This window comes from Youxingia wuxianensis (assembly GCF_014385085.1).
GTDB lineage: Bacteria > Bacillota > Clostridia > Oscillospirales > Ruminococcaceae > Youxingia > Youxingia wuxianensis.
Genome location: NZ_JACRTD010000004.1, coordinates 260337 through 282457, shown reverse-complemented (window position 1 = coordinate 282457; position 22121 = coordinate 260337). Strand labels below are relative to the sequence as shown.

Genomic DNA, 22121 nt, shown 5'->3' with positions numbered 1-22121 from the left:
GTAGTAGGCAATGTTTAGCGAACGATATGCGTTGCTCAGGCCGCCTGCGGGCAGAGAAGCAACCATGATAGAGACCTATATTGCGAAAATAAAAAGTGAAAAACAGCCGGGGCCGAAAGGCCCCGGCTGTTTTTTTAAAAGAGGCTTAATTGTTTTCCGCTGGAAGGTTCTTTCCATTCCCTTGCCTGTTCAAAAGAAAGTTCCTGCGCAGGCAGCTCGTCCAAAAACAAGGAAGGGGTTCCAGGGGATAATAAAATCAGCTCTTCCTGAGCGCGGGTCATCCCCACATAGAATAAGCGCCGCTCTTCCGAAAGATCGCTTTCCCTGTCAGGAAGCTGGAAAGGAAGAACGCCTCGTTTGACTCCGCATAAAAAAACCACCGGAAATTCCAGCCCTTTGGCTCCATGGAGAGTGGCGAGGGATACCGCGTCGGAAAAATATCTTCTGGCCGCGCTGCGATGGACGTCTCCCTCGCCGCCCAGGGCCAGCGCCCGCAGAAAAGGAGCCAGCTCCTTATAAAAAACAGAAATATTGATAAGCTTTTCCAAGGAGGGATCCTCCGCCAGTCCGGTATCCTGTGCCCAGGCCTCCAGAAGCTTTTGAGGCTTTTCCCTGTTTGCCTTTTGGGAAAATTTCTCATAGAGGGAAAGAAATTTTTCCATTCCAGCAGGCGGAGGCGTCTGTTGGGGAAAACTCCCGGTTTTTTTAAATTTGTCCGTGACTTCCTCCGCTTGTTTTTGGGACAGACCCATCACTTCCGTTAGGCAGGCGTAAAGAGAAAGCAGGTCTCCTGAGTTCATCAGAAAGCGGAAGAAGCCGACGCTCCCCCGGATCAAGGGCTCGCACAGAAAATCTTCCCGGCCGGTGAGCACATAAGGGATTCCCTCAATGGAAAGGCATTTTTCCAGCAGCTGCGCCTGCCGGTGCGTCCGATAAAGCACAGCAATATCACAAAAGGCCATGGGACGGGAAAATTCCCGTTTGCCTCCGGCTAGAGACTGGCTGTCCAGCATATCAATACCGCCGACCATCCGGTTGATTTCTTTGGCGATAAAAAGCGCTTCCTGAAATTCGTCGCCGGCCCTTACAAAAGAAACCTTTGCCCCCGCCGGCCGCTGGGCGGTCAAATGAGGGGAAACTCCTTCGTGATTGTTAGCGATGACCGGCAGGGCGCAGCTTAGAATTTGGGGGGTAGAACGGTAATTTTCTGACAAATAGATGGTTTCCAAATCGGGACGCTCCTGGGCCAGGCGCTCAAAGCACTGGGCACCGGCGCCTCGGAAGCCATAAATGGACTGATCCGGATCGCCGATAACAAACAGGCTTTTACTCTGCTGGCTGAAAGCGTTTATCAGCTGGAACTGCAAAGGGTTCGTATCCTGAAACTCATCCACCAAAAGATGGGTAAAAGACGTGCGGGTTTCTTTGCCCTGCCGCAGCAGGGCAAGGGCACAGAGCAGAATATCGTCATAATCCAGCACCTGGTACTGGGCCAGTTTTTCTTCATAGGCTTCATAAGCGCTGTCCGTCAGGGGAGAATGTTCCGTGCAAACGCCGTTTTTTCTCTGGGAAACCAGGGATAAGAATTTCCTGGCAGACAGCTTAAGTCCACATTCCTGAAGGACCTGATGAGCCAGGGTCAAAGCGTCCGCGTCCCCCAGGATGTTCACATCCCCCAGCAGCTCCAAACATACGCTGTGAAAGGTTCCGATAGTGACGTTTTTGGCCGCGCGCCTCCCTTGAAAATGAACGTCCAGCCGCTGGCGCATTTCCTGGGCGGCTTTGTTGGTAAAAGTAACGGCGGTAATCCGGGACGCGGGAACCTTTTCTTCCTGGATCAAATGGGCGATCCGGGCGATTAGGGTCTTAGTTTTGCCGGTACCCGGCCCGGCAATAACCGCAGTAACAGGAGAGGTGCTGTTGACCGCCGCCTGCTGCTGGTCGTTTAAGCCAAAAAGAAGGGAGGGAGCCTTAGCGTCCTTGTTCTCTTTTGGGGCGCTTTTTTCCTTTTTGAGTGGAGAGGGTTTGGAAATGATTTTCTTTTTTGCAGCAGGAACGCCGAACAGACTTGTCTGTCCCGAAAAAGCTTCGACTTCCTCAGGGGATAAAATCTGGATTTTTCCAAACTCTCCGTCATACCCGGGAAGAGCCGTGATTTCCCCGGCCCGCACTCGGCGCACCCCTTCGGTGATACAGGGACCGGCGAACCGCTGAATTTCCTCCAAAGGGGCCTGCCGCAGAATATAAAACTCCGGCCCCAGAGTTTGGAGCATCGCCCCATACCATGTATTCACCTTTTTGCTGATGGGGGTAAGACCGGTGGAGGCGGCGATCACTTCCGGCAGGGGCACGAGGCTTTCATAAGGCCTGGAATTTTCAGGGACAAATCCTTCCTCCCGGTCGGCCAGTTCCTCCACCCGGTGCAGGACCCCGATGGTCAGCTTGCCCCCACATACCGGGCACCGGCCGTTTTGAGATGCGGTTTGGGAAGGGGAAAGACAGACGCTGCATTTTCGATGGCCGTCCAAATGATATTTTCCTTCCTCTGGAAAAAACTCAATCGTCCCCATAAACCCTTCTTTGTCCCGCAGCGCCTGAGCCAGACCGTCATAAGACAGCGGCAGATCAAATATGTTGGCTTCCCGCCCCAGTTTTTGGGGAGAATGGGCGTCCGAATTGGAAATTAGGGTGAAACGGTCCAAAGCGGACAGCCGCCAGTTCATAGGGGGATCGGAAGAGAGACCGGTTTCCAAGGCGTGGATATAAGGGGTGAGATCCTCATAACACTCCTCTATGGTATTAAACCCGGAAAACGCTCCAAACAAAGAGAAATGAGGCGTCCAGATATGGGCGGGGATAAAAATTGCCTGAGGACAGGTTTCCAGAGCAATCTCCAGCAAATCCCGGCTGTCCAAGCCTAAAATCGGCCGCCCATCCGAATGGATATTTCCAATTCTCTCCAGTTTTTTTGAAAGGATCTCGGCCGCCTCCAGGCAGGGGAGCAAAATCACATTGTGCACCTTGCGCACCCGGCCGTTCTTTTTATAGATACAGCTGATTTCCCCGCTGAGGATAAAATGAGGCGAAGCGCCTGCGCCGGCGGTATCATCCGGCAGAACAAACTCTTTTTTCAGCTGATATAACCCCTGACCGGCAGGGGTGAGCTTTTCTTTTAGCTCCTGGCGCCAAGCAGGATGAGTAAAATCCCCGGTTCCAATCAGATCGATCCCCTTGCGGCGGGCCCACAGATCCAGATATTCCGGGATACATTCCCGGCTGGTGGCGCGGGAATACTTGGAATGGGTATGTAGATCAGCAATAAACATGGCGTTTCCCTCATCTGTTTTTTAATAATACTATCATACCCTCTTTTTTTTCGGGATGCAAGAATTCTGAAAATTCGGCGCACTATATGAACGTCTTTACAGACAAAAGCAATAGGTTGAGAACAAGATAGGAGAGAATGAACATATGAGTTTACAAAGAAAGATGTATGCCCTGCTGCTGGGCGCGGCGATAGTTTTGGGAATGGTGGGCTGCGCCGGTCAGACCGCCGCTCCAGAAGAGGAAAACAGCGCCGCCGGCTCTTCCCAGGCGTCCTCCCAAGAAGCGCCCTCTTCCCAAGAGGAAGAGCCCCTTGAGGAGGAAACCGCCGGCAGTCAAGAACGCCTGTATGTGGCGGACGCGGGAATGTACCGGGGAGTTGTGGAAGATTTTGCCGTGGACGATCAGGGCCGCACCGTTTGGATTTTAAATCAGCTGGAAGGGGTAGACTTCGGCGCGCCCAGGCTTCAGGTCGCCCTGGACAGCGCCACTCAGCTGGGTTATGACGAAAGTGAGCAGATAGGAAACGGTACTTATCTGGAGGTATATTATGGGGGAGAAATTCCCCAGACCTCCCAAGACCAGATTCCTCTGGTAACCGCCGCGGCGGTAAACAAGCTGCCTGCTCCGGAGCTTGTTTTGTTTTGCGGCACGATAACGCAAGCGACTTCTGATCCGCAGAATGCCTCCCAAGGGGATTTGCTGGTGGAAAGCATTTTGGACGGCGGCGGAGAATATCTGTTTCATTATGATCAAAGCACCCAATTTTATCTGGCGCCTGAAGACAGCACCGCCGCCTATGTAGGCAAAAAGGTAGCGGTTTTTCATGACCCGGCTTCCACCAGAAGCCTTCCTCCCCAGTCCACCGCCTGGGAAGTGTGGCCTTATGAGGAGGGAGTTTCCGGACTGCCTGCGCCTGTAGGGACAGAAAATTGAAAAAAGCCGGGAGACCAGAGGGTCTTCCGGCTTTTTTTCTGGACATTGCCCCGCGGGCATGATAAAATAATGATATGGATGAGAATTCCCTGATATGTTTGTATGCCGGCTCCCGATCATCGGAAAACAGGCTGTGTTCCCGATGATCGCAGGGGGCTATAGTTCTGCCTGTAAACAGGGGCACACAAACTATGACAGAAGGGAAGATCTTATGATGGAAAAAACAAGAATTGGCGTTGTAGGCTGCGGGATGATCAGCGACATCTACCTGACCAACCTGACCGGGCGGTTCGGCCATGCTGTCCAGGTGATGGCGGTTTCCGACCTTTCCCAGGACAGGGCCGCGGCTCAGGCGGAGAAATACCATATTCCAAAGGTGATGTCCGCCCAGGAGATGATCGATTCCCCGCAAATTGATATCTTATTGAATTTAACCACCCCTCGGGTCCATTTTGAAATATGCGAAAAAGCGCTTTTGGGCGGAAAGCATATTTATACGGAAAAGCCCCTGTCCTTAAGCTATGCCCAAGGCAAGCGGCTTTTGGAACTGGCGGAAAAAAGAGGCCTGTATATCGGTTGCGCCACCGATACCTTCCTGGGGGCGGGACTGCAGACCTGCCGTAAGCTGATTGATGACGGGGCCATTGGAAAACCGCTGGCGGCCACCGCGTTTATGATGAGCCACGGCTGGGAAGGAGCCCATCAAAATCCGGATTTTTATTATCTCACCGGCGGCGGGCCGATGTTTGATATGGGGCCGTATTATATTTCGGCGCTGGTTTCCCTGCTGGGCCCGGCCAAAGAGGTAGCGGCCATGACTAGCCGGGGATTTGAGACGCGCACTATCCTGTGCGGACCCAGAAAAGGACAGTCCATTCCGGTGGAGGTACCCACCCATATCACCGGGACCATCCGTTTTGAAACAGGGGCGGTGGCCACGGTTATTACCACGTTTGATGTGTGGGAAACCCCTTTGCCCTTTTTGGAGATTTATGGAACTCAAGGCACTATAGTGGGGCCTGACCCCAACACCTACCAGGGACCGGTGCTCCTCCGAAGCGCCGTGGATCCCACGCCCGGGCAGGTTTCAATGGCAAATCAGTATTGGGAAAACAGCCGGGGATTGGGGCTGACTGAAATGGCGCTGGCGATAAAACGGGGAGAGCCCGCCAGGGCCGGCGGGCGGCTGGGGCTGCATGTGCTGGAGATTATGGAAGGGTTCCACCGCAGCGGGCAGGACAGCCGGTTTATTTCGCTGGAAAGCCGGTGTGAAAGGCCGCGGGCCTTTATCGAGGAAAATTTAATATAATTTAACCGCCATCCGGTCCAATCGACCGGATGGCTTTTTATACATGCTGCACAAAAAATAAATAAAATTGTTGGAACAAAAGAAAAAAATGAATAAAAAGATGTTAAAATCACCCCCCTAAATCTTAAAAGGGGCGCATTGAAGCGGAGGGAGATGTCATCTATAATGAGTAGGACAAAGCAGGGCGCGGTGTTTTAAATACGTGTTTTAAACACCCCTGCTTATTAAAAAGGAGGAAATTTTAAATGAAGAGATTATTGGCTTTAGTACTTGCTTTGACAATGGCCCTCTCTCTGGCGGCTTGTCAAACATCCAATCAGGCTCCCGCAGCGGACACTCCGTCTACTGACGCTCCCGCTTCCGACGCGGCTCCCGCCGACGATGCAGCTCCTGCAGACGATGCGGCTCCTGCGGACGATGGCGCAGCGGAAAGCTTGGCTCCGCCGCCGACCACAAAAGAAAAACCCATTAAAATTGCTTTCGTACCGGTTGTTATGAACACCATGTATGATATGGTTATCAGCGGATGTAAAGAAGAAATCGACCGCAACGGCGGCGAAGAATTCGCTGAGTTTTTGGTTCAGGCTCCTTCCAGCAACACCTCCACCATCCAGGAGCAGACCAACATCCTTGAAAATCTGCTGCAGCAGGATGTAGACGCGATCGCCCTCTCCACTGAAAATGAAGAAGCGATGCTTCCTTATATTGAAGCGGCGGCGGAAAAGGGAATCCCGGTATTCCTGTTTAACATGGCTACCCTGGCTCCGGAAGACAAATGGTATATCACCAGCGTAGGCTTCTCCCAGTTTGACGCGGGCAAGAGCATCGGCGAATGGGTAGTGGAAGAATACGGCGATACCCCTGACGTACAGATCGCTGTACTGGAAGGTTTCCCGGGCGTTCTGAACACCCAGCGTTTGGAAGGCTTCAAATCCGCATTGGAAGGTCATGATAATCTGCAGATCGTCGCTTCTCAGGCGGCTGACTGGACCCGTGAAAAAGGCCAGACTGTAACTGAAAATATCATTACCGCTAATCCGGATATCGACTTTATCTTTGGTATGTACGATGAAATGGCTCTGGGCGCAGTTGCCGCGGTAAAAGCCAAAGGCATGCTGGATCAGATCAAAATCGCTGGTTACGACAACACCAAAGACGGTTATGAATCCATCAAAGCAGGCGAGCTGACCTGTACTGTTGATACCGCTTCCAAAGAAATGGGTATCAATATTATCAAAGCGATCAAAGATTATGTAGTCCTGGGCAAAGAAGTGGAAAAAGAGATTAACTCCACTCTGGTAGTATATGATCAGGAAAACATCGATACTTTCGATGTTGAAAACTACATCTATGTTCCTCGTGAAAAAGTAGAGGAATAATCTGTTAAGTTAAGATCTGTCTACTGAGGCGGCGGGGCTGGCGTTGTCCGGCCCCGCCACCTGCAAAAGACCGGATCTCACGCCAGGTTCCTAAATAAAAGGAGGCGAGTTGCTTGGAGAATATGACACCGATTCTTTCCATGGAGAATATTGAAAAAAGTTTTAACCGCGTTCCTGTGCTGGAAAAGGTTAATCTGACACTAAACCGTGGGGAAATCGTAGGGTTGATGGGGGAAAACGGAGCGGGAAAATCTACGCTGATTAAAATTTTATGCGGTGTTTATCCCAAAGACGGAGGAGACATTATCCTCGACGGAAAAAAAGTCAATATTAAAGATGCGGAAGACGCTCAAAAACTGGGTATCCGTACGATTTACCAGGAATTAAGCCTGTTTCCCACAATGACCATTGCGGAAAACATCTTTATGCATAATGAAATTGGATATAAAAACCATAAAGGGCTGATCATGCCTTTGGATATCAAAGGGATGAACCGGATAGCCCATAAGGTGTTAAACGATAGATTATCAGTAGATTTGGATGTGACCCGGCGGATTGAAGAAATTCCTCTGGCGCAGCGTCAGCTGGTAGAGATTGCCCGCGCGGTATATTCCGACGCCAGCATTATTATCATGGATGAGCCTACGACCACCTTGGAGACAAAAGAAAAAGAGCAGCTTTTCAAGGTAATGCGGGATTTAAAAGCCCAAGGCAAGGCGATTATCTTTATTTCCCATCACTTGGATGAGGTGATGAGTATTTGCGATCGTGTAGTAGTGCTTCGGGACGGCCATAATGCTTTGGATGAAAGAACATCAGATATCAATATGAACGACCTGATCAGCGCGATGATCGGTAAATCAGTAGAAAATCAGTATCCAAAAGTGAAGTTTGAACTGGGCGGGCCCCTGCTGGAGATAAAAAATCTTTCCAGCCGCAAAAAGTATGAAGATATTTCTTTTACCTTGCACGAAAAAGAAATTATTGGTATTGTAGGACTGGAAGGCTGCGGTAAAAATGAGATACTGCGCACGTTGTTCGGTTTGTGTCCTCATGACGCCGGGGAGATTGTTTACAAAGGAAAAGGTTTGAGACTTCACAATATCCGGGACGCTATGAACAATCGATTTGCTTTTTTGCCGGGGGAACGTAAAGTGGAAGGCATTTTCCCCATCCAATCCATGGCGTGGAACACTACCATCGCCTCCATGGAAAAGATTTTAACCAACCGGCTGGTGAGCACGAAAAAGGAAACTGCGATTGCGCGCAAATGTGTGGAGGACTTTTCCATTAAAGTAAACACCCCGTCTCAGTTGATCTCCAGGATGTCCGGGGGCAATCAGCAGAAGGTAATGCTGGCCCGCTGGATGCAGACCAATCCAGACATTCTGTTGTTGGAAGAGCCTACCCGCGGAATTGACGTAAACGCAAAAACTGAGGTATATAAACTGATCACCCAATACGTACAGCAGGGCAAGGGCGTAGTCATGGTGTCCTCGGAAGAAGAGGAAGTTTTGGGGATCTGCGATAAGGTTATCGTAGTTAGAAACGGCAAAATCAACAAGGTGCTGGACGCAGCGAGCGCCAGTTTGGAAGAGATAAAATACTATTCTGTCAATGATTCTGCGGATGATACGGAAGGAGCGAGCTGCTGATGGGAAATCAAGTAGAACTCTCTAAGGAAAACAAATTTGCGGGAACGGTTAAAAAGCTGCTTTCCGCCAACGGCGCCGGCGTTGTGCTGGCTTATGCCGTGCTGGTTATCTTTTTAAGCATTGCAACGCCGTACTTTTTTACGCTGGACAATATCCTGATTGTTATCCGCCAGGCGGTGTGGGTTGCGATCATGGGTATCGGTATGACGTTTATTATTGCCATGGGAGGCATCGACCTGTCGGTAGGCGCCATTCTGGGAATTTGCGGCGTTATTGTCGCGGCTTTGATTAAGGGCGGCATGAATATTTATCTTGCGCTGATAATCGCGCTGGTGGCCGGAATGTGTTTTGGATTTATCAACGGCCTTTTGATTACCAAACTGCGCTTGGCAGAGTTTATTGCCACCTTGGGTACGATGAGTATCCTGCGGGGAATTATCATGGTTTACACCCAGGGTATTCCGGTATACGGCCTGCGCTTTCCTGAGTTTCAGTTTCTGGCTCAGGGCTTTATCGGATTTGTTCCGTTCCCGATTATTATCCTTTTAGTTCTGTTGGGTATTTTTTACATTTTGATGTACCGGACCCGTTTGGGACGCTACACCCTGTCCATCGGAAGCAACGAGGACGCGGCCAAATTGGTGGGTATTAATATCGACCGGGTAAAACTGACGGTATACACCCTTACCGGCCTGCTGTGCGCGATTTCCGGCATACTGCTTACTTCCCGTTCGGAAGCGGCAGTGGCGGAAGCGGGCAACGGATATGAGCTGGACGTAATCGCGGCTACGGTTATCGGCGGCACCAGCATGAGCGGCGGTAAAGCCAATCTGGTGGGCACCATTATCGGCGCCATCCTGATGGCTACCGTCAGAAACGGCCTGAACCTTTTGCAGGTAAGTCCCTTGTGGCATCAGGTGGTTATCGGCGCCTTTATTATCGTGGCGGTCAGCATGGATACTCTGTCTGCAAAACGCCATTCCAATCAGTAAGTATTATTTTACATTATGGATTTATAAAGGAGGCTTGCGCTTATGAAGCTTTACATTATGGACAACGGCTGGAATGAAAACGACTTGGCCTGTCTGGTTGCCATGCCTCACCAGGCTACCGCGGCGGATAAAAATCCTCCTGCGGAATGGGTAAAAGCCCCGGTATACACCGCGCTTATCGAGCATCCCGATGGATTGGTATTGTTCGATACCGCCTGTCACCCGGATACCCCCACCCGCTGGCCTGCCGCTCAGTTTGCGGCGACTCCCCATTATTGCCGGGAGGATCAGCGGCTGCTTAACACATTAAAACGCCTGGGATACACGCCGGATGATATCGATATTGTAGTGGCGTCCCATCTGCATGAGGATCACGGCGGAAACCTGGAATATTTTACAAAATCCAGGATTATCGTTCATGAGACAGAATTTACTGAAACCATGAAGAACTATGGTCTGGGACAGGACGAAGGCCCTTATATCCGCAAGGATATTGCTCACTGGATTGACGCCAAGCTTCATTGGGAGCTGGTTGCGGCGGATCAGGAGGACTTTGAGCTTCTGCCCGGAATCCGGGTGATCAATTTAGGACCGGGGCATGTGCCGGGGATGTTGGCGCTGATGGTAAGTCTTCCCAACACTGGAAATGTAATTTTGGCCTCGGACGCGGTCAATACAAGAGTAAATCTTGGGCCGCCCATTCGTCTGCCGGGAATCCCGTATGATTCGATTGGTTTTATTAATACCATCAAGAAAATTCATAAACTTCAGAAAGAGTATAACGCTCAAGTTTGGTGTGGACACGACGCCGAACAGTTTGATACCCTGATTAAATCGGATCAAGGGTACTATGATTAAGTTTTCTCCTTAATATACTTTTGCAAAAGGCATAATCCGCTTAGTTTTTTCCTATCGGATGATGCCTTTTGTTGTTCCTATTGTGCTTATAATATGCTATAATATTTTTATATATAAATCGTCTTGAAAGGCCGCCAAACTACAAAAAGCTGATGTTTGGCGGTCGCTTGGATTACAGGCGGGAGGAGGGAAAGTCGCGTGCTTTCTATCATGATCGTGGATGATGAGCGAGGCGTAATAGAGCTGATTAAAAATCTAATAGATTATGATCTGGTGGAGGTAACTATTGTAGGCGAGGTACAAAACGGTGTAGACGCCTATAATATGATTTTAGAAAAGAAGCCGGATTTTGTTATTACAGATATCCGTATGCCTGGGCTCACCGGGCTGGAGCTGATTGAAAAGGTAAAGGCCGTGCGTCCGGAAACCGCTTTTGCGGTAATCAGCGGCTATCGGGATTTTGAGTATGCCCAGGCCGCCCTGAAATTTGGGGTAATCGACTATCTGCTTAAACCGATTAAAAAATCGGAACTCAATGAGCTGCTTTCCCGCATCAGCGATAAGGTAGCGCATGAGATGAATCAGAAAAATGAGGTTATTCAAATTCAGCAGCGGCTGGATGTAAGCAATTCCCTGCTTCGCAAAAATACCTTTTGGGAGATTATCGAACGTCGGGAGATTAATCCGGTCCAGCAGGAAGCCATGGAGCATATTTTTAACTTTTTTGCCGGGAGCTTCTGCGTTATAGCGGTAAAGGTGGACTACACCGGCGCCAGCGGAGAAAAGCCCGCTTACTCCTCTGTTTCTGAGGTGTTTGTGGAAAAATTTATGCGCAAGCTGCGGGAGGACTGTTTTGATGCGGAAAGCGTCTGCCGAGGTCCCAGCGGATATATTTTGATTAATTTTTCGGACAGACGCCACCAGACACTGGAACAAAAAAAGGCATATCTTACCGATTTGATGCGCAACGACTTTTATCAATATGATTTTTTTGATATTTCTGTGGGAGTGGGAGCGGTAGTTTCCGATCTGCATCAGCTCCCCTATTCTTATACTACCGCGGTGATCGCCCTGCGCAATCGAATTGACTTCGGCCCGGAAAACGTCACCTTATACGACCGGCTTCCCATCCAGCGTCAGAAGGAGCCGGCGCTGGCTGCGGCAAAGGCCGCCCGTCTTTCCAGGGCGGTGGAACTTTTAGATATTCCAGAAGCGTTAGCGGCAGTGCGGTCGGTAATTTCGGAAAACCGGGAGGAAAAAAACAATTTTAAACTATACGGTCTGTGCCAGCAGATGCTGGGGACGATTTACGAGGAAGTGAAAAAGATCACGCCCCAGGTCCCCTTCCCCCAGGAAAGCAGAGTATGGGAAGAGCTGGACAGCTGCTATACGGTGCCCCAGCTTCAGGAGACGGTCTGCCGCCGCACGGAAGAGATATTGGAAAAATGTGTGCAGACCCGCCAGAACCAGGACAGCAAACCTATCCGCCAAATTAAGCAGTATGTGGCGGAACATTATGCGGAAAGCATTGCTTTGGAGGATATGGCCAAGCTGGTGTATTTAAATCCGGTCTATATCAGTTCCCTGTTTAAAAAAGAAACGGGAATGAGCTTTACCACCTATCTTACGGATGTACGGATAGAGCAGGCAAAAAGGCTGTTAAAGGAAACTTCCATTGGAATCGCGGAAATTGCCCGGATGGTGGGATATAACGACGCGAAGCATTTCAGCAAGCTGTTTACAAAAACAGTGGGAATTAAACCTGTGGAATTTCGTAAGTTTTACTCCTAAGGAAAAAGAAGGGGGGCCCCGGCGTGATAAAAAATACAAACACCAGCAAAAAAGCGGCTCTGGTTTTGTTCATTGACGCGGCTCTTTCTGTGGCGGCCCTGGCGGTAATTGTGGTATTGATGTTCCGAAGCCGGGATCACGCCACCCTGCTTATTTTAGCCGCCTGCCTGATGATCGGCCATGCGCTGGTATTTTATTATGAAATTAAAGAGCTGCTTTTTCCCATTCGGGAACTGGAAAAATTGGCGGCGATTGTGGAGGCCAGCGATCTGCAGCAGACCAAGGATGACTATGATAAACGGGACGCTATTGGGGAAGGTTCGGAGCTGGACCGGCTGATCAACCGGGTAATTACCGCTCTGCATAACGACTATACTTCCCAGATGCTGAAGTCCCAGGCGGAGATGCACGCTTTACAAAGCCAGATCAATCCCCATTTTTTATACAATACTCTGGAGACGATTCGAAGCCATGCCATCAGTAACCAATCCACTGAAATTGCGGAGATGACCGAAGCGCTGGCTACCCTATTCCGTTACAGTATCAGTCAGGCAGGAGAAATGGCTACCTTTGCCCAAGAGCTGGAAAATGTACAAAACTATCTTTTAATCCAGCGGTACCGCTTCCCGGAAAAGTTTGTGTTTGTCAAACGCATTGAAGAGGAAAGCGTTCTTTCTTATAAATTGCCCATCCTGACGATCCAGCCCATTGTAGAGAATGCGATTCATCACGGGTTGGAAACAAAAATGGGAACCGGGACGATAACCCTGCGGGCATTTACTACCCAGGACCGGCTGATGATTTATATTATGGACGACGGTATGGGAATGAGCGAAGGGCGTTTGAAGGAAATTCAGCAGGCTATGGAGGGCAAAGGTTCTCCCTCCAGCGGCTCAAAGGGAAAAAATATGGGGATCGCTATGATTAATGTAAATCAGAGGATCAAGTTCTATTTTGGCTCGGAATACGGGCTGAAGGTATACAGCGCCCCTGGCGCGGGAACTACGGTGGAGATCAGTTTGCCGAAAAAACAGAGCTAATGGGAGCGGCAGGTGGGAAACAGTGAAACAGGAAATCTTGCGGTGCAAGGGCCTTACAAAAATAAAACATGGCGGCCTGGTGCTGAACAACCTGGATTTCAGCCTTTATGAAGGGGAGTTCCTAGGGTTGGTAGGGTTAAACGGTTCTGGGCGAACAACCCTTGCCCACGCGCTATGCGGGCTGGACGAGGTGAGCCAGGGACAGGTGTATGTCCAGGGAAAGCCGGTTTCTATTCATTCGGTGGAGGATGCCCATCGGTATGGAATCTATTGTATTCAGGGAAAAACCAATATTTTTCCGGCGTGTACCGTGGCGGAAAACTTATGCATCGTTCCCACAGAAAAACAGCAGGGCTGGTTTATACGCCCCAAGTTTACCAATTTTATTACAAAAAGTCTGATGGGGGAGCTGGGGGTGGATTTATCCCCCAGCGCCAAGGGGAAAGATCTTTCTCTTGCCCAGTGCCATATAGTGGAGCTGACCCGGGCGGTAGCGGATAAGGCCAAAGTGGTTATCTTAGATGATATTATGATGAATTACACCGACCGGGAATACTGGAATTTGGCGCTCTTTTTAGAAAAAATGAAAGAAAAAGGGATTTCGCTGATTATTATTGAATCCAAGCTGGAGCGAATTACCCGCCTTGCCGATCGGATTGTAGTGCTGAAAAACGGCCGGGAGGAAGGAATTTTCTTTCAGGAGGATTTTCATTCGGGGCGGATTGAAAAAATCCTTATCGGGGAGGAGTTTACCGCAGGGCAGGTACGGCCCATCGCGCAAAGCAATCAGGTGCTTTTAGGGGTGAACAGCGTGTACACCTCTGAGCTTGCGGATATTAGCTTTTATGTAAAAAAAGGGGAAGCCGTAGGTTTTTTGGATGAAGATGGAGAATGTGCGTCTGTCGTACGCTTGCTTCGGGGGCTGGCGCCGGTGTGGAGCGGAGAGATCACCTTGGATGGCACCCCTTTGCGCCTGCCCATGGACAGCCGGTCGATGATTGAACACGGGATCGGGTATATCGGTTATTATAAAAACAGTTTATTTCGCAATCTCTCCTTAGGAAACAATCTGACCATTGCCGCCCTGAGCCGATTTCAGAAAAAAGGGGGATTGCTGAATGTGGCGCTGGAAAAGTTTGCGGTAAAGAATTTTGTGGAAACCATGAGAATCGATCCGGCGCTTATCCATCAGGATATTCATTACGCGGACAACTGGACGCAGCTTAATGTAGCCCTTTATAAGTGGATAGTAGCCAGGATGAATATCGTGGTGATGGAAAACCCCTTTTCCGGAATTGATATGCTGATGCACAACAGCATCTATGATTTTATCAGCGCGGCCAAGCGGCGGAATATGGGGATCATCTACACATCCTATAACCCCAACGAGATCCGCAAGGTATGCGACCGGGTATATGTAATGAAAAACAACCGGATCACAGGAGAATTAATTGAAAAACAGCCATCGGCTTGTTAAAGGCCGAAGGCTGTTTTTTTAAAGCCGCGCCCGGCAAATCAAAGATTTGCTCCCGCCGCTGGCGGCAAAACCTTTCAGGTTTTGGGGGCGCCGGCCTGCAAAAGGCCTTATTTTGACAGCCATGGCCGGGGATAGGCCAGAGGGCCGAAAAATAGCTGCGGAAACTTTAATCAAACTCCGGCTCCCGGGGCATATCGTTTACCATCATCTGGGCCTGTTCGTAATAAGGTTCTCCTTCCTGTACCAACCGGCCCATGACCACAAAACGCTGATCGGGATTTTGGCTGTAGCTTCCGTACTTATAAGAGCAGGTGGATAGAGTCAGAACCTTATCCTGGGCAGATACCTGGGTATCGTAAAGATATAAAGAGCGGGATTTGACGTCCTCAATAAGTTCGTTAAAATCGTCTTCGCTGTAATTTACCAGGTGATAAGGAACAGGTTTAGTCATCGCTTCGCTGTAAAATACCGCGAAGATTTCGTAAATATATTCGCCGTTTTTTGTAGTAAGGAAAATATAAGGGGTGTTTTTAGCTGTTTCCGGGTAGGTCAGTTTTAACAGCTGGGCAAATTTATCCCCATTGGGATCGTCCTTTACCCCCATAGGTTTTCCTAGGTTGTGCCCGTAAATTATGGTGTTCTGGGAAAAATCGGTTTCATCTTCCCCTACCGTATTTTCATAATCCATATAATAACAGCCGGCGTAGGAGTAATTTTTTTTCGCGTCCTTACGCAGATAAAATTCATTGTTTTCTCCCTGGACTACCACGTCGTCAATCTCTGTATTGGGAAGAGTAAGCCAAGCTACAGAATCGCCGTTTTCCTGGACAGCTTGAGTTAGTTCTTGTTTTCTATCAGGTACAGACGGGCGAAAACCGCCGTTTTCATCATATTCTCCAGAAGGGGAAGAAGCCGGCGGCTGCTTGTCGTCTTTTCCGGAGCAGCCAGATAGACACAAAAGAAAACATATAGCCAGCGCAAGCGCTAATCCTCTTTTTGTATTTGCAATCATCATAAACCTCCTATCAATAAAACAGCCGTTTTAAAAAAGAAACAGTGTTATTGTATGCAGGTTTTTATATTTTAACAGAAGGGCTTTTTATTTTTTTTATAGACCCTCTTGTGAAATGGCTGTGCGTTTTTTGGCGGGCGCGCCGAAAAACCGTTCTGATCTTAAAAAAAGAAGGCTCTTTTTGATTCTAGTTCAAAGAGAGCCTTCTTTTTTTAATCGTTTACAGTAATAACAGAAACCGGGCAGCTTTCCTGGGCGGTAACGGCGCCTTCCTCCGCCTCGGCAGGGACGTCTTGATGGACATAAGCGATACCATCCTCATCCTGTGCGAATACTTCCGGACAAATTTCTACGCACTGTCCACAGGCAATACAGCCCTCGCGGTCAATAGAAGCCTTCATAATTATCATCTCCTTTTGAAGCGATAAACTTTTCCCCCAGCATGTATAAATCATTGGATGAATGAATTTCATCCCCGCGGGAATACAGTTTCGTCTGTACATCATGGGGGAGGTTTTCAAAATACCGGCACATTTCCGGGCTGGATAAAATATCTTCTAGCGACATGAGATCACCTCTTTCGTAGGATGGCTTGAGAAAAGGAAAATATTCATAGCGGGATTACTTTTATATGGGAGATATGGTATAATAAAATGTATCCGCAAAACGTTGTTTTGCCCCGGACACTGTCCGGAGCGGGTTTCGCAAAAGCGAAACCGCAGGATACATTTTGCAGCCAGCGTCCAAAACCCCGAAGGGTTTTCCGCCGGGGGCGGAGGTAAATCTGAGAGGTATAAGACAAGGATTTGAAAGAATAAACAATAATAGGCGGGGCCGCCTGTTACATTAAGAGAACTGAGGTGCCTTATGGCGATTAACAAATATATGCGCGCGGCGCTTAAGACCCTTTCCTATGCGGACATCGATATTAAAAATAATTATAAAATTGTCCGCCAGCTGGAAAACGCGGCCCATATGGATGTGACTAAACCTTTTTACAAAACATGGGACCATACGGTAACCCGGGGAGACCATGTAATTCCGGTGAGAATTTTTTCTCCGGACGAGACCCTGCGCGATTTTCCAATTCTTCTTTTTTTCCACGGCGGCGGCTGGGTGATTGGGAATATCGACAGCTACAATAAAGTTTGCCGCACCATGGCCAAATTGACAAAACATATCGTAGTGTCGGTAGATTACCGTTTGGCGCCGGAACATCGGTACCCCAACGGACTGCTGGATTGTTATGAAGTGGCAAAGGAACTGTTTTTAAACAGCGGGCTTCTCCATATCCGGCCAGAGCAGATTACGCTGATCGGAGACAGCGCCGGGGCAAACTTGGCCGCGGCAGTCTCTTTAATGGCGCGGGATAAAGGGGAATTTTTCCCTGAGCGTCAGATCCTTATTTATCCTGCTACCTATAACGATCATACGGAACATTCCCCCTTCCCTTCCGTGCGGGAAAACGGTACCGATTATCTGCTCACTTCCAAACGGGTGCAGGATTATATGGAGCTATATATGAACTCCCCCAAGGATTTGACCGACCCTTATTTCGCACCTTTGCTGTCAGAAAATTTGAAGGACCAGCCAAAAACATTGATTATCACCGCGCAGTACGATCCTTTGCGGGATGAAGGGGAAGCGTATGCCCACCGGCTGATGAAGGATGGAAACCAGGTGGAGCTGCACCGTATCCGGGACGCCCTGCACGGTTTTTTCTCTTTGCCTCCCAGATTTGTGCAGGTGAAGAGATGCTATCAATATATTAACCAATTTTTAAGCGAGGTGGAAACCTGTGAGTAAACTCACGCCTAGACGCTGGATAAAATTGGATAATGCCGCGAAGATTTTCCCAGCCAGCAGCAACAAACAGGACCCAAAGGTGTTTCGGTTCTCCTGTGAGCTTTGCGAAGAGGTGGAGGAAGATGTGCTGCAGCGCGCGCTGCAGGACACCCTGGAGGAATTTCCAAATTTTTTATGCGTATTAAAGCGAGGGCTGTTTTGGTACTACCTGGAAGAAACGCCCGTGCGTCCTTTGGTACATCAAGAGGAAAATCCGCCTTGCGGTCTGATTTATAAGGATTCCCGGTCTTTGCTTTTTGAGGTGACATATTTTCATAGGCGAATCAACCTGGAGGTATACCATGCCCTGACCGACGGCACCGGGGCGCTGCTGTTTTTACAGGCAATGGTATACCATTATCTGCTGATAAAACACGCAGATGCGTTCTCGGAAAATCCGCCGGTAATGGAATATGACGCCTCTGCTTTCCAGAAGATGGATGACAGTTTTGATAAGTATTACGCCGGCCGGCCCAAAACGAAAAAAAACAACAAGAAAAAAGCGCCCAAAGCCTTTCGGCTAAACGGGGCGAAAAACCCGGAATACCGCCTGCGGATTATTGAAGGGGTAATGCCGGTAGATCTTTTATTAGAAAAAGCCCGGGAATACGACACAACATTGACTGTCTTATTAACAGCGGTTATTATGCGCTCCATCTATGAAGAGATGAACGTTCGGGAAAGGAAACGTCCGGTGGTGGTTACCATACCCGTAAATCTGCGCAAATATTTCAGTTCCCAATCCGCCAGGAATTTTTTCAGCGTGTTTAACGTAGGCTATGATTTTAAAAACCAATCCCCGGAGCTGGAGGAGATTATCTCCCGGGTAAAGGAATATTTTGAAACTTACCTCAATGAAGAATACCTTCAGGAACGGATGAATGCTTTAGCGGCGCTGGAACACAATATATTCGCCAGAGTGACGCCGCTGGTTTTAAAAAATGTTTTTATGAAAATGGCCCATGATTTGAACCGCCGGCAGTTTACCTTTTCCCTTTCCAACGTAGGAAAGGTGAATATGCCAAAAGAGCTGTGTCCTTATATCCGGCTGTTTGATGTGTTTACCAGTACTTCCAGTATGCAGGCATGCGCCTGCTCGTTTGAAAACAAGCTGAATTTCAGTTTCACTTCGGTCTTTCAGAGTACAGATATCCCGCGCAGGTTTTTCCGTACGTTTGTAGATATGGGCATTCCGGTAGAAGTGGTCTCCAACCATATTTACACAGGAGGGGAAAGCAAATGAAATATTGTAAAAAATGCGGCGTGTCTATTGGGGAGGATACCCAGCGCTGCCCGCTTTGTCAGGGGACGGTACAGCCGGCGCTGGGCCCGTCGCGGCAAGTGTTTCCCTTGGTACCGACCATTTATCGTCAGCACAGCCTGTTTTTTAAGCTGCTCATTTTGGGTTCTGTGGCCGCAGGGCTGCTCTGTCTGGTGATCAACCGGATGCTTCCCCAAAGCGGGTACTGGTCCCTATTTGTAGTGGCGGCAATCGCGTGTTTTTGGGTTGTTTTATTCATTGCTGTGCGCAAACGCCACAGTATTCTTAAAAATATACTTTATCAGACGGTGGTAGTTGGGATATTAAGCGTCTTATGGGATAAATTTACCGGCTGGCGGGGCTGGTCGGTGGAATATGCCATTCCCTGCCTGTTTATGGCGGTTATGATCGCGCTGCCTATTTTGGCTAAGGTGATGAAAATGCCGGAAAACACATATCTTATTTATTGCTGCATCTTTATTTTGTTTGGAATTATTCCGGCTGTTTTTATATTGGCTGGGATTGTGCAGGTGGACTATCCTTCCTTGTTCTGTGTCGCGGTAAGCCTGATCTGCCTCACTGCCCTTTTGGTGTTTGAAGGCGCCGGGATGCGGGCGGAACTCAGACGAAGACTTCATTTATAAAAGAAAAACGGCGGTTTTGATTGTTTTACTTCAAAACCGCCGTTTCATTATGAGGGTCTATGGGAGTGTAAACAGAAGAGAAAGGGAGGCGCTGGGCCTGGATTTTGGGAGCGCTGAACGCGGTTCTGCGGCCGGGCGGGAACCTTTTATTTTACCTTGCGCCCCATAACCATTACTGTACTTACCTGGATATCCTCGTTAAAAAAGATAATATCCGCATCTTTGCCAGGAGAAAGACTCCCTTTGCATTTGTCCATCCCGATGACTTTGGCTGGGGTAAGGGTAGCCATAGTCACCGCGTCGGCCAGAGGCACCCCGGCCAAGGTGATCATATTGCATACCAACCGGTTCATAGTAGCCACACTTCCCGCAAACGCCTGTTTATCCATCATCTTCATAACCCCGTCGTCATAGATCGTATCCAGGCCGTTGTCCTGGTGAACGACGGCGCCCTCTTCCATTTGTGTGGCCGCGGCGCATAATCCATCGGTGATCAGGGAAATGTGAGAGGGCCCTTTGCATTTATAAATCAGCTTCAACAGGGAGGCGGGCAGATGTTTGCCGTCGGCGATTACCTGGACAGTCAGGCCCTCTAAACAAAGACCCGCCTCCACAATTCCAGCAATACGGTAAGCGTTCACGCGATGGACCATGGAGCAGCCGGAATAAATATGGGTAATATCGCTGTAACCGTAAATCATAGCCTCCTCCACCTGCTCAAAGGTGGCGTCTGAGTGGGCCACCGAGGCAAGTATTCCCCGCCGGCGCAGTTCCTGCCCCAGCTCCAGGGCGCCGTCAATCTCCGGAGCGGCTCCGACAATTTTTATTCCATCCCAGCTGTCCAACAGGGGCAGATACTGCTCGGGTTTTGGTTGGATGATAAAATCCGGATTTTGGGCGCCGCACTGGGCGGGAGAAAAATACGGTCCTTCCAGATGAGCGCCCAGGATATTACATTCATGGCATAACTGAGCGGCATCGCGGATAGCATAGACGGTTTGCTGAATATTTTCCAGCCGGTTGGTGACGGTGGTGGGAAGCAGGGAGGTAGTGCCGTAACCGGCGTGAGCCGCGCACATTTTCACAATTTGTGAAGGCGAACTGCCGCTGGCTTCCACCCCGCCGCCCCCATGAACATGGATATCAATAAATCCTGGGGAAACATATTCCCCCAAAGCGTCTACGACAGGCTCATTGTAATATTTCTGGGGAAGCTTTTCTTTAGGATAAATCCCCAGAATTTTACTGTCCTCAATGACCAGCAGATGGTCTTTGAGCACCCCGGAGGGGGTGATAAGCTTTCCGTTTTTTATTACTGTAATCATACAATTTCCTCCGATAACAGCTCAATAAGAAGAAGCACGTTGCGAAGAATATGGAAAGGATCCTTTACCGGCAAAGCAACGACCTTTTCCATAGGCCGGCCCTGACGGTCAAGAATTTGTATCCACTCCCCAACATCTTTATTGGGGTTAATAAATTTTTCTTTTACATAGGCGGCTGTTTTATTATAGTACTCCTCAAACAAGGGATCTTGCGTAAGAGTATAACAAAGCAGCGTCATATACAAGCTTTCCGAATGAGGCCACCAAAGTTTGCTGTCCCAGGTATCCGCCATTAAGCTCTCATAAGGGTCCCCCGCCAGCCGGCGCCCGCGGGGAGGGCCGCCTGTTACGTCCACACAGCGCAATAATCCGCCGTATTGTTTATCCCATCCTAAGAACAGACTGTTTGCGGATACAGTAAAAATTTTTTTATCCGCAGGCAGATGGTTTTGAGCCAAAATATGCTGGCAGAACCACATGGATTCCAACGCGTGCCCAGGCATAATATGCCGGGCGGAAAAGGTGTCCTCGAGCTGGGGGGAAAGAGGTTTTAATTCCTGGATGACGCCAAAATCTTCCCAATAAAACACATTTAAAATCCGTGTTACATGAGCAAGGCTTTTTTCATTTATTTCCTGCGCTCTGGGATGCCCCGCGGCGGTTAACGCCCGCCAAAGATGGTTGGAAGTACAGCTTAAAATCATATCTACCGCATGGGAAACAAACCCTTCGGCAATGGGGTAAGGCTCGGTTACAATCTTTCCCTGGGCAAGCAGGGCGGTACACCGGTCATAAAGGGAAAGGGCCAGGGTGAGAAACTCTTCGTCCTTGCAGGCCAGGGCATACTCACAAAAACCTAAAATTACAAAGCAGTCCACGAAAAAGCTGGTGTAATATCCTTTTCCGGGGATGCTTTCTTTTTTATGTCCCTCCTCGGTCAGCAGATAGGCGCATACCCCATCCGCCGGCGGCAGGATAGCATGATCCCGCAGAAAACAGCAGGTGCGCCGGGCTTTTTCCAGATATTCAGATTTTTCGAGCTCTGGAAGAAGACCCTGGTCAATGTCCTGAACGATACGGGAGTATACCCAGGCCATGCGTCCTTGGGACCAGACGTACTTATCACGGCTTACCAGCTGCTCTCCAGTATTATTAAAACAGGTAAAAATCCCGCCATGTACCGGATCGTATGACTGCGACCAAAAGGCAAGCAGATTATGGACTAGATGCTCCTGGTAAAACAAGAGTTCCTTTTTGTATGCTATCATAAGTA

The 22121-nt window shown here is 49.2% G+C and carries 18 protein-coding genes; 12 read left to right on the top strand and 6 right to left on the bottom strand.

Features of this window, described 5'->3' with window-relative positions; genetic code table 11:
* Positions 1-134: 134 nt before the first annotated feature.
* Positions 135-3326: a UvrD-helicase domain-containing protein gene (locus H8705_RS07505; RefSeq protein WP_262395214.1), complete on the bottom strand. Its 3192-nt coding sequence runs from the start codon at positions 3324-3326 to the stop codon at positions 135-137.
* Between the two features lie 145 nt (positions 3327-3471).
* On the opposite strand from H8705_RS07505, the gene H8705_RS07500 reads away from it, so the two are divergent.
* The 9 genes from H8705_RS07500 to H8705_RS07460 all read left to right on the top strand — a co-directional run bounded on the left by H8705_RS07500 (position 3472) and on the right by H8705_RS07460 (position 14761).
* Entirely contained in the window at positions 3472-4260 is a 789-nt protein-coding gene (locus H8705_RS07500) for a hypothetical protein (protein ID WP_262395213.1), read from the top strand.
* 94 nt (positions 4261-4354) lie between these two features.
* Complete coding sequence (locus H8705_RS07495; protein WP_262395212.1) at positions 4355-5569, top strand: Gfo/Idh/MocA family protein; 1215 nt, start codon at positions 4355-4357, stop codon at positions 5567-5569.
* A 245-nt stretch (positions 5570-5814) separates the two neighbouring features.
* The gene (locus tag H8705_RS07490; RefSeq protein ID WP_262395211.1) at positions 5815-6948 is read left to right on the top strand and encodes a substrate-binding domain-containing protein; all 1134 of its coding nucleotides are present in this window, start codon (positions 5815-5817) and stop codon (positions 6946-6948) included.
* 122 nt (positions 6949-7070) lie between these two features.
* Positions 7071-8603 (top strand): sugar ABC transporter ATP-binding protein, encoded by a 1533-nt coding sequence (locus H8705_RS07485; RefSeq protein WP_262395248.1) that lies wholly within the window; start codon positions 7071-7073, stop codon positions 8601-8603.
* Positions 8603-9595, top strand: coding sequence for an ABC transporter permease (locus tag H8705_RS07480; RefSeq protein ID WP_262395210.1), 993 nt, complete (start codon positions 8603-8605; stop codon positions 9593-9595). The genes H8705_RS07485 and H8705_RS07480 overlap by 1 nt, the downstream gene beginning before the upstream one ends.
* 42 nt (positions 9596-9637) lie before the next feature.
* On the top strand, positions 9638-10453 hold the full coding sequence (locus H8705_RS07475) for an N-acyl homoserine lactonase family protein (protein ID WP_262395209.1): 816 nt from the start codon (positions 9638-9640) through the stop codon (positions 10451-10453).
* A gap of 198 nt (positions 10454-10651) precedes the next feature.
* Positions 10652-12244, top strand: a complete 1593-nt coding sequence (locus H8705_RS07470) for a response regulator (RefSeq protein ID WP_262395208.1) — start codon at positions 10652-10654, stop codon at positions 12242-12244.
* Positions 12245-12267: 23 nt separating this feature from the next.
* Entirely contained in the window at positions 12268-13284 is a 1017-nt protein-coding gene (locus H8705_RS07465; protein WP_262395207.1) for a sensor histidine kinase, read from the top strand.
* A 22-nt stretch (positions 13285-13306) separates the two neighbouring features.
* Positions 13307-14761 (top strand): ATP-binding cassette domain-containing protein, encoded by a 1455-nt coding sequence (locus tag H8705_RS07460; RefSeq protein ID WP_262395206.1) that lies wholly within the window; start codon positions 13307-13309, stop codon positions 14759-14761.
* 166 nt (positions 14762-14927) lie between these two features.
* Here the strand turns inward: H8705_RS07460 and H8705_RS07455 are convergent, their stop codons facing one another.
* The 3 genes from H8705_RS07455 to H8705_RS07445 all read right to left on the bottom strand — a co-directional run bounded on the left by H8705_RS07455 (position 14928) and on the right by H8705_RS07445 (position 16340).
* Positions 14928-15776, bottom strand: coding sequence for a class B sortase (locus H8705_RS07455; protein ID WP_262395205.1), 849 nt, complete (start codon positions 15774-15776; stop codon positions 14928-14930).
* Positions 15777-15985: 209 nt separating this feature from the next.
* Positions 15986-16174, bottom strand: a complete 189-nt coding sequence (locus tag H8705_RS07450; protein WP_262395204.1) for a ferredoxin — start codon at positions 16172-16174, stop codon at positions 15986-15988.
* Positions 16158-16340: a hypothetical protein gene (locus H8705_RS07445; protein ID WP_262395203.1), complete on the bottom strand. Its 183-nt coding sequence runs from the start codon at positions 16338-16340 to the stop codon at positions 16158-16160. Before H8705_RS07445 ends, H8705_RS07450 begins: the two co-directional genes overlap by 17 nt.
* Positions 16341-16646: 306 nt before the next feature.
* Between H8705_RS07445 and H8705_RS07440 the strand changes: the two genes are divergently transcribed.
* Genes H8705_RS07440 through H8705_RS07430 form a run of 3 tightly spaced genes read left to right on the top strand, consistent with a single transcriptional unit; the run spans position 16647 to position 19523 of the window.
* Entirely contained in the window at positions 16647-17579 is a 933-nt protein-coding gene (locus H8705_RS07440) for an alpha/beta hydrolase (protein ID WP_392392078.1), read from the top strand.
* Positions 17572-18861, top strand: a complete 1290-nt coding sequence (locus H8705_RS07435; RefSeq protein WP_262395201.1) for a hypothetical protein — start codon at positions 17572-17574, stop codon at positions 18859-18861. Before H8705_RS07440 ends, H8705_RS07435 begins: the two co-directional genes overlap by 8 nt.
* Positions 18858-19523, top strand: a complete 666-nt coding sequence (locus H8705_RS07430) for a DUF6320 domain-containing protein (protein WP_262395200.1) — start codon at positions 18858-18860, stop codon at positions 19521-19523. The genes H8705_RS07435 and H8705_RS07430 overlap by 4 nt, the downstream gene beginning before the upstream one ends.
* 146 nt (positions 19524-19669) lie before the next feature.
* On the opposite strand, the gene nagA is transcribed toward H8705_RS07430, so the two are convergent.
* Together nagA and H8705_RS07420 are read right to left on the bottom strand one after the other, a co-directional pair.
* Positions 19670-20848 carry an N-acetylglucosamine-6-phosphate deacetylase gene (gene nagA / locus H8705_RS07425; protein ID WP_262395199.1) on the bottom strand — a complete coding sequence of 393 codons (1179 nt, stop codon included), beginning with the start codon at positions 20846-20848 and terminating at the stop codon, positions 19670-19672.
* Positions 20845-22116 carry an AGE family epimerase/isomerase gene (locus H8705_RS07420; protein WP_262395198.1) on the bottom strand — a complete coding sequence of 424 codons (1272 nt, stop codon included), beginning with the start codon at positions 22114-22116 and terminating at the stop codon, positions 20845-20847. Before H8705_RS07420 ends, nagA begins: the two co-directional genes overlap by 4 nt.
* Positions 22117-22121: the final 5 nt, after the last annotated feature.